General features: G+C 42.3%; 10 protein-coding genes. 9 read left to right on the top strand and 1 reads right to left on the bottom strand.

Going from position 1 to position 8795, the window contains the following annotated elements:
• Positions 1–101 precede the first annotated feature (101 nt).
• From ACTF6W_RS11590 to ACTF6W_RS11600, 3 genes are all read left to right on the top strand, one after another.
• Positions 102–788, top strand: a complete 687-nt coding sequence (locus ACTF6W_RS11590; RefSeq protein ID WP_438994716.1) for a fumarylacetoacetate hydrolase family protein — start codon at positions 102–104, stop codon at positions 786–788.
• On the top strand, positions 781–1428 hold the full coding sequence (gene maiA, locus ACTF6W_RS11595; protein ID WP_438994707.1) for a maleylacetoacetate isomerase: 648 nt from the start codon (positions 781–783) through the stop codon (positions 1426–1428). Before ACTF6W_RS11590 ends, maiA begins: the two co-directional genes overlap by 8 nt.
• Positions 1429–1528: 100 nt before the next feature.
• Positions 1529–1966 (top strand): hypothetical protein, encoded by a 438-nt coding sequence (locus ACTF6W_RS11600; protein ID WP_438994708.1) that lies wholly within the window; start codon positions 1529–1531, stop codon positions 1964–1966.
• Here ACTF6W_RS11600 and ACTF6W_RS11605 read toward each other — a convergent pair.
• Positions 1963–2850, bottom strand: coding sequence for a LysR family transcriptional regulator (locus tag ACTF6W_RS11605; RefSeq protein ID WP_438994709.1), 888 nt, complete (start codon positions 2848–2850; stop codon positions 1963–1965). The genes ACTF6W_RS11600 and ACTF6W_RS11605 overlap by 4 nt on opposite strands.
• A 171-nt stretch (positions 2851–3021) precedes the next feature.
• Between ACTF6W_RS11605 and ACTF6W_RS11610 the strand changes: the two genes are divergently transcribed.
• From ACTF6W_RS11610 to ACTF6W_RS11635, 6 genes are all read left to right on the top strand, one after another.
• Positions 3022–4434, top strand: a complete 1413-nt coding sequence (locus ACTF6W_RS11610; RefSeq protein ID WP_438994710.1) for a KamA family radical SAM protein — start codon at positions 3022–3024, stop codon at positions 4432–4434.
• A 23-nt stretch (positions 4435–4457) separates the two neighbouring features.
• Positions 4458–5168, top strand: a complete 711-nt coding sequence (locus ACTF6W_RS11615) for a 3-oxoacid CoA-transferase subunit A (RefSeq protein WP_438994711.1) — start codon at positions 4458–4460, stop codon at positions 5166–5168.
• Complete coding sequence (locus ACTF6W_RS11620) at positions 5165–5815, top strand: 3-oxoacid CoA-transferase subunit B (RefSeq protein ID WP_438994712.1); 651 nt, start codon at positions 5165–5167, stop codon at positions 5813–5815. The genes ACTF6W_RS11615 and ACTF6W_RS11620 overlap by 4 nt, the downstream gene beginning before the upstream one ends.
• Before the next feature lie 11 nt (positions 5816–5826).
• Positions 5827–7134, top strand: a complete 1308-nt coding sequence (locus ACTF6W_RS11625; RefSeq protein ID WP_438994713.1) for an aspartate aminotransferase family protein — start codon at positions 5827–5829, stop codon at positions 7132–7134.
• 30 nt (positions 7135–7164) lie between these two features.
• Positions 7165–8364 (top strand): 3-oxoadipyl-CoA thiolase, encoded by a 1200-nt coding sequence (pcaF, locus tag ACTF6W_RS11630; RefSeq protein WP_438994714.1) that lies wholly within the window; start codon positions 7165–7167, stop codon positions 8362–8364.
• Positions 8365–8486: 122 nt separating this feature from the next.
• Positions 8487–8795 (top strand): serine hydrolase (locus ACTF6W_RS11635; protein WP_438994715.1); only part of this gene is annotated, 309 nt, incomplete at its 3' end.

An 8795-nucleotide genomic window follows, 5' to 3' on the forward strand; every position in this document is an offset into this window, starting at 1 on the left:
GTTTGTTTGGCGGTCGAATTAATAATCATGTCGGGCATCACGGGTGTGCGTTTAAAATAATGACTATAGATAAATTTTATAAAAATCAGGAGTGTATAATAATGGGTTATGTAATTGAACCTAAAGCTATTTCAAGTGTAGCAGTGCATGGAAGTAATGACCGTTTTCCAGTGAGACGAATTTTTTGTGTAGGACGAAATTACGCAGCGCACGCGATTGAAATGGGGTACGATCCTGATCGGGAACTTCCTTTTTATTTCACGAAACCGGCTGATGGCGTTGTTGATAATGGTGTTGATGTTCCTTATCCACCAATGACAGAAAACCTTCATTTTGAAGCGGAACTCGTGGTAGCTATTGACAAAACGGCTATAGATGTAAGCGAAGAGAATGCATTAGATCATGTTTATGGCTATGCTGTCGGTAACGACCTAACCCGACGCGACCTACAATCACAATCAAAAACAAAAGGACGCCCTTGGGATACTGGTAAGGCATTTGATAATTCTGCGCCTTGCGCGGAAATTCATTTGGCCGATCAAGTAGGTGACATTGAAAATGCCCGCATTTGGTTGACCGTGAACGGTGAAACAAAGCAAGATAGCAATACCAATAAGCTGATCTGGTCCGTATCCGAAGTGATTGCTAATCTATCAGGTCTATTTACACTTCAGCCGGGCGATCTTATTTATACGGGAACGCCGGAAGGGGTAGGTCCAGTGGTGAAGGGTGATGTGATTAAAGTAGGGGTTGATGGGTTAACAGACTTGGAGACAAAAATTGTCTAATATTATTTTACATGGCTGTTGGCGCAGCTCAGCTGCTTATCGTGTGCGAATTGCACTTAATTTGAAAGGCATTGATTATAGCCAGCAAAATTATGTCTTAGGCGCGGGGGAGCATAAAACAGCAGATTATAAAGCAAAAAATCCGCAAGGACTTGTCCCTGCATTAGAAGTTGACGGTAAAATCATTAGTCAGTCTCTATCGATAATTGAATATTTGGATCACATAGAGCCGGATAATAGACTTTTACCGCTTGATCCGGATGAGCGTGTTCGCGTTCAATCCATTGCCTATTCAATAGCGTGTGAAATTCACCCGCTTAATAATTTACGTGTGTTAAAATATCTCAAAGGGCCATTGCAGCTTGATGAAGAGGCAGTCAATACATGGTACCGCCATTGGGTAGCGGAAGAATTTTCAGCACTGGAAAAGAAACTATCATCTGAAAGTGAAACTGGTAAATTTTGTCATGGTGACAAACCTGGTTTTGCCGATACGTTTTTAATTCCACAAATTTATAATGCCAACCGATTTGAATGTGATTTAAGTAAATATCCTACATTAATAAGGATCAATGAAGTGTGCCTTGAATTGGATGCCTTTAAAAATGCTGTTCCAGAAAAACAGCCTGATGCTCTTTAATGCCACAAGCTTGATAGTTGGCAATTTTATTGAAGCTTGATTATAATTTTAACAAGATTATAGTACCACCAGTAAAGTATCATTGAGTAAAGAGTAATAAATGATGAAAAAATATTGGGGAATTGGTGTTATTGCCATCTTGGGGGTGAATTTATTTACTTATGCCAATGCTCAAGATTTTAATGGCATTCCGTCATATTCCCAGACATTTAAAGAAAATGTTCAATTGGCTGTTACAGAGCATCCAAGAACTTCCGCAGCGCTTGCAACGCGAGAAGAGCAGAAGTTTCGTGAAGATGAGGCGCGATCAGCACTTTATCCACAAATTGGTGTCGATTTGTCGGGACGTCACCGATTGCTAAATAATTTTGAGGATCGCTTTGATAATATTATTTATATTAGGGGCGCAGAGGATGATGCGGTAACGTCCTTAGGCCAGGGTTGGGTGCAAGAAGCAGATTTCAATATTTATAATGTTTATACGGCTGGTGATGCGACGTTATACGTTGATCAAGATATTATTCAAACAATAAGCTAATTACTTTGTTCAATGAGCCATTCTTTTAATGCGACAACAGGTGCATAATTGGAATGGTTGTTGGGGGTAATTAAATAATAGCCCGCACTATTTTCAAGCGGCAGGTCTATTAATATTTCAAGTTCGCCGCGATCAAGTTCGGTGTTAATTAAAAAATGGGGAAGAAGGGCAACGCCTAAGCCAGCGACGGCCGCCTGTGTAACCATTGAAAATTGCTCTAATACCATGCCTCTATCCTTTGGAGGAGTGATGTTATTTTGTTTGAACCAATCTTCCCATGCATTTAAGCGTGTTTCAATATGAAGTAAGGGCATCTCTGCAATTTCTTTGGCATTTCGGATTGTGTGTTCACCTATAAATGATGGGGCAGCGACAGGAACGGCCTCTTCACTCATTAAAAAAGAGCCTTCTGTATTGGGCCAATCTGGATGACCAAAATGAATAGCACAGTGTATATCTTCGTTATTAAAATCAAATGGTGATAGCTTACTGGTGAAGTTTACGGTTATTTGTGGGTTTTTGGACAGAAAATCAGGGAATTTTGGCATCAACCATCTCATCCCGAATGTGGGTAATATTGCTACATTTAATGTTTGTCCTGTGGTGTCACTCACCGCATTTAACGATGCATTTCTTATAGTTCTTAATGCGCCACCAATTTCGTCTGCATATATTTTACCAACATCGGTTAAAATTATCGATTTTTTTATGCGTTTAAATAATGAAATTCCAAGCTGTTCTTCTAAAGCGCCGACCTGCCTGCTTATTGCACCTTGTGTCAGGTTTAATTCTTGTGCCGCTAATGTAAAACTACCGTTTCTTGCGGAAGCTTCAAATGCCATTAGCATACTGGTGCTTGGGATGAGACGTCTTTGACCTAACATATTTTATCCATTCATTACAAAAAATCATGAACTTATGACCAACTTTGGCTTGTTCATATGGTTATTTTTTTGTAATTTACGGCAAATTTTAATTCTAAGCAATATAGTGAAGTGAGTTTTTGTAATAAACAATTTCCCATTTTTACAAGCAATGCCGTGGAGGGCGCCAAAATGAATGTACAAGCAAAAGTAAGAAAAAAGCATATTCCAACCGAGAAAGAAGCTGAATTTCTGTCTAAAGTAGAAAACGCAAAATACGACCGTAAAATTATTACAGGTCTTCAAAAGTTCATTGATGGTAAAGTCGATGATGATATGAAAGATTTCTATAGCCAAGAAGAAATTGAAGCTATTTCTGCGTTAAAAGGAACAAATAAAGATATTGAAGCGCGTATGCCGGTTAAAATTACGCGCCATTATTTCGAACGCGCCCGTGTCAGTGCACCTATTCGTACACTCGTTAAAGCAAGCCCCGCTGAAACATTTGATCTTGCCGGTTCAGAAGACCCAGGTAAGCAAATGAGTTATAGCCCTGTTGAAGGATTAATACATAAATATGAGCTTGGTCTAATTTATGTTGCTGGAACGTGTTCGGCGCATTGTCGGTTTTGTTACCGTGAAGAATTAATCGCGAAAAAAGAGATTGTTCGTGAAGATGGATCAATTCAGGCTAAGGGCCTCGCGCAAATTCCTGATCTTGTGGAATATATCATTCAACATAATAAAGAAGTTGATGAAGCCGGTGGAATTCATCCTGAAACAGGTCGTGAAAGGCTTCGTGAAATTCTTATGTCCGGTGGTGATCCGATGGTACTTGCCAATAAAGGTATTGCATCATGGTGGGCAGCTTTATCAGAGGCAGGTATTGAAAGCATTCGTTTAGGAACCAAAGAACTGGCGTTCTTCCCGCAACGCTTTGATGAAAGTTTCTTTAAAATGATGGATGATTTCCATGCATCATACCCACAAACTAAGTTACGTTTCATGATTCACTTTAACCACCCTGATGAGTTTTTGGCAAAAGACGAAGACGGTAACTATATTGATATGCCAGGTGGCGGCCTTAAATGGGTTGAAGATACAGAAAAAGCGATTGATGAATTCGGTAAGCGTGGATTTGTTACTGTCGACAATCAGTCGCCAATCATCAAAAACATTAATAATGATCCTGATGCACTTCGTATTATGCAACGTGAACTTCGCCGTAAAAAAGTTGAAAACCACTATTTCTTCTGTGGCCGTGATATTGTTGGCCATAAAGCTTTCAATGTTCCTATTGAAGAAGCTTGGAATATTCTTAATACATCACAACGTGGCCTTTCAGGTGTTGAAGCACATGCCCGCCTTTCTATTACTCACTATTATGGTAAAACAGAAGTGGCAGCCGTTACTAATGAACCAGTTCCGGGTATTCCTGGCGGTGAAAATGGTGTTGTGATCTTTAAACTTCTTCGTTCAGCAGAAGATGCGCCGAAGAAAGGTCAAGTTGCCATCGTTGGTCGTAATCCAGATGCTATCTGGTTTGATGGATATAAAGACCGCGTGATAATGGATGATGCGGGCCTCTTTAGTACCAAGGCATAATTTTCACATAGGACATTAAGTTTATGATCAATAAACAAGTGAACTCTGTTCATGACGCGGTGGCGAACATCAATGATGGCACCACCGTGATGATTGGTGGTTTCGGCGAAGCCGGTAGCCCTATCGAACTTATCCATGCTCTGATCGATCATGGCGCAAAAGATCTTACGGTTGTGAATAACAACACGGGGTCAGGCCATGTGGGATTAGCGGCCTTAATCGAAAATAAAAGAGTTGCGAAAATGATTTGCTCTTTTCCAAAGTCGGCAAATTCTTTTGTGTTTCCAGACCTTTACAAAAAAGGTGAAATTGAACTGGAACTCGTCCCGCAAGGCACACTCGCTGAACGTATCCGTGCGGGTGGGGCTGGAGTTCCTGCCTTTTATACGGCGACTTCCGTTGGTACGCCCCTTGCTGAGGGTAAAGAAGTGCGGAATATTAATGGCCGTGATTATGTGCTTGAATATGGACTAACGGCAGATTTTGCGTTGATAAAATCGCTAAAAGCTGACCGCTATGGAAATTTAATTTATAATAAAACCGCACGTAATTTTGCCCCTGTCATGGCGATGGCAGCGGAAACAACCATTGTTCAAACCAAAGAATTTGTTGAAGCAGGTGAACTTGATCCTGAAGTGGTTGTAACACCTGGAATTTTTGTTGATCAAATTATAACGGTCGCTGATCCATTACTCGAATCAAAACTTGTTGCCGCTGAGGAGGTTTACCCATGAGTGAAGAACAAATCGGTTGGAACCGAGAACAAATGGCAGAACGTGCCGCACAAGATATTCCAAACGGATCATACGTGAACTTAGGCATCGGTATTCCTGAAAAAGTTGTTCGTTATGTACCCGATGGCACCGAAGTGATTTACCATACGGAAAATGGGTTGCTCGGTATGGGGGATGCGCCTGAAGAAGGACAAGAAGATCCTGAACTTATCAATGCGGGTAAAAAACTTGTTACGGCAATTCCTGGCGCATCTTATTTTCATCATGCGGATAGTTTTTCGATGATTCGCGGTGGCCATATTGATATATGCGTGCTTGGCGCAATGCAGGTTGCGGAAAATGGTGATCTTTCTAATTGGTCGACTGGAAACCCAGATGCGATACCTGCTGTGGGTGGGGCGATGGATTTGGTGGCCGGTGTTAAAACCATTCGCGTGATAACGCAGCATGTCACCAATAAAGGATACCCGAAACTTGTTGAAAAATGCACGTTCCCTTTAACGGGTGCAGGAGTGGTTAGCCGCATTTATTCGGACCTTGCCGTGATCGATGTAACACCTGAAGGGTTTAAAGTGGTAGAGCTCGCCCCCGGTGTTGATTTTGATTATGTACAAGAACGTACTGGCTGCAAATTGATTGCAGAATAAAGGAAAAAGAAATGTCAAAAAGTTCTGATTTATATGACCGTGGTTTAAAAGTTATGCCCGGTGGTTGCAGTCGTAATACAATTTTACGCATACCCCATCCACTTTATGTGGAAAAAGGCGCTGGCTGCTATGTGACAGATATCGAAGGTATAGAGCGTGTTGATTTCGCCAATAATATGTGTTCACTTATTCATGGTCATGCGCACCCTGAGGTAACAGAAGCTGTTGCCGCTCAGCTATCAAAAGGGACAGCATTCACTATTGGTACAGAAGTTGAAGTTGAATTTGCAGAGCATATTGTTTCAAGAAGCGCTTCATTTGAAAAAATGCGATTTGTTAATTCGGGCACTGAAGCTGTCATGAGCTGCATTAAAGCGGCACGTGCTTTTACGGGGCGTTCAAAAATTGCAAAGGCAGAAGGCGCCTATCACGGTCTTTATGATTATGCAGAAGTCAGCCAAACATCAAAGCCGGAAAACTGGGGTGATGAAAATAATCCAAGTAGCGTTCCGGTTGCCCATGGCACACCAAAAGCGGCTCTTGATGACGTGATCATTATTCCTTTTAATGATCCTGATCGCGCTTTAAAGATTTTAGAAGAAAATGCAGATGACATCGCCTGCGTCTTGCTTGATGTGATGCCGCACCGTATTGGTCTTATCCCTGCAAAGGATGATTTTGCCCGTGCTATGTTTAAATGGACGCGCCAAAATGACAGCCTTCTTGTTTTTGATGAAGTGATTACGTTCCGCTCAAACTATGGCGGTGCTCAAGAATGGTATGAGGGGATAGCCCCTGATTTGACCGCGATGGGCAAAATGATTGGTGGCGGTTTCCCCGTGGGGGCTCTTGCTGGCCGTTCTGATGTAATGGACGTTATGGACCCTCATGCGAGTAAAGTTCTATTTCCGCATTCTGGAACCTTTTCTGCTAACCCTGTGACCATGACAGCTGGCCTTAAATCAATGCAGATGTTTGACCGTGATGCGGTGCTTAAAATTAATAAACTTGCTGATTATGCGCGTACGTCATTAATAGAAGCCATTAATCTTGCCGATGTTCCAGCCAGCGTTAGCGGCGAAGGATCAATGTTCCGCATTCATATGAAAGAGAATGTCCCGGTAAGTTATCGCGATGGTTATGTCTCGCCAAAAGAAAGCGAATTGATCAAAACATTGCTTGGTCATTTGTTTGATGATGGTATTATGATGATCAACACCTGTACGGGCGTTCTTTCAACTGTTATGGCCGAAAAAGAAATCGATAGACTTTCTGAAGCGGTGCTTAGCGGTTTGAAGAAAATGAAAAATCAATTTTAAGCACAAGGTAATTTTTAAAAAGGCTATCCAATGAAAGACGTTTTTATATGTGATGCTATTCGCACACCTGTTGGTCGATATGGCGGCAGTTTAGCCGCTGTTCGGGCTGATGATCTTGGTGCGGTTCCTATTTCCGCATTGATGGAAAGAAATAAAAATGTCGATTGGGAAGCCGTTGACGATTTAACCTATGGCTGTGCCAATCAAGCTGGCGAAGACAATCGAAATGTTGGTCGTATGTCGGGCCTACTTGCAGGGCTTCCGCTTGAGGTTGCTGCCTCGACCGTCAATCGATTATGTGGATCAGGGCTTAACGCTGTGGGTATTGCCGCTAACGCGATTAAAGTTGGTGAAGGTGATCTAATGATCGCGGGTGGTGTGGAAAGCATGACGCGCGCGCCATTTGTTATGGGAAAATCCGAAGGACCATATGGACGTGCTCAAAAGCTTGAAGACACGACTATGGGGTGGCGTTTTATCAATAAAAAACTTGATAAAATGTACGGTGCTGATGTGATGCCGCAAACCGCAGAACATCTTGCGGATGAACATAATATCAGCCGCGAAGATCAAGATAAATTCGCCTTCTGGAGCCAAGAAAAAGCCGCCGCTGCAATTGAAGCGGGTTATACGGCCGATGAAATTTGCTCAGTCACCGTTCCGCAACGACGTAAAGATCCAATAGTTGTGGAAAGGGATGAACATCCACGTCTTTCTCCACTTGATAAACTTGCTTCCCTTCGTACAATCTTTGAAGCGGGTACCATCACGGCCGGTAATGCGTCCGGTATTAACGATGGTGCGGCCGCGACGCTTCTTGCATCCGAACAAGCGGCGAAATTACATGGCTTAACACCGCGTGCTCGCATACTTGGATCGGCTGTGGCTGGAGTACCACCACGCACTATGGGAATTGGTCCTGTGCCGGCCTCTAATAAATTGCTCGCGCGTCTTGGTTTATCGCTTGATGATATGGATATTCTTGAACTTAATGAGGCCTTCGCCGCACAAGTATTGGCTTGCACAAGATCACTTGGACTTGACGATAATGACCCCCGAATTAACCCGCAAGGCGGGGCCATTGCATTTGGTCATCCTTTGGGAATGAGTGGTACGCGTCTTGTGACTACGGCCGTAAATCAACTTGAACGCAGTGGCGGTAAATATGCCCTTTGCACCATGTGTATCGGTGTCGGACAAGGCATCGCCATGGTGATTGAGCGGGTTTAAATTTCTTCAATGATTATCATTTTTGCTGAAAAGCAATTGCGCATGCTAATTTTCCTATATGTCAATTTTGACCTTTTTCTTTGATTGGTTTACTCTTTTCTTTCTAGCATGGGAGGGTATCAATGAGAAAAACAATCATCAGTCGAACCGTAATAGCATTTGCATTACTTTTAGTATCCAACATTCCGGCAATAGCAGCAGATATTTATGATAAAGCCGAAGTTCAGAATTTTATTGATGGCATTATGGCATCGAATATGGACGAAAATAATAATGCCTCTGCCGTTATCAAAGTTATGAAAGATGGTGATGTTATTTTTTCAAAAGGCTATGGTTATATTGATCAAGAAAATAAAAAGCCCGTAAGCGTAGATACCAGCTTGTTTCGACCTGGCTCCATTTCAAAGTTGTTCACTTGGGTTTCCGTGATG

Origin of the sequence: Pseudemcibacter sp. (assembly GCF_965661635.1) — a bacterium.
Classification (GTDB): Bacteria; Pseudomonadota; Alphaproteobacteria; order Sphingomonadales; family Emcibacteraceae; genus Pseudemcibacter.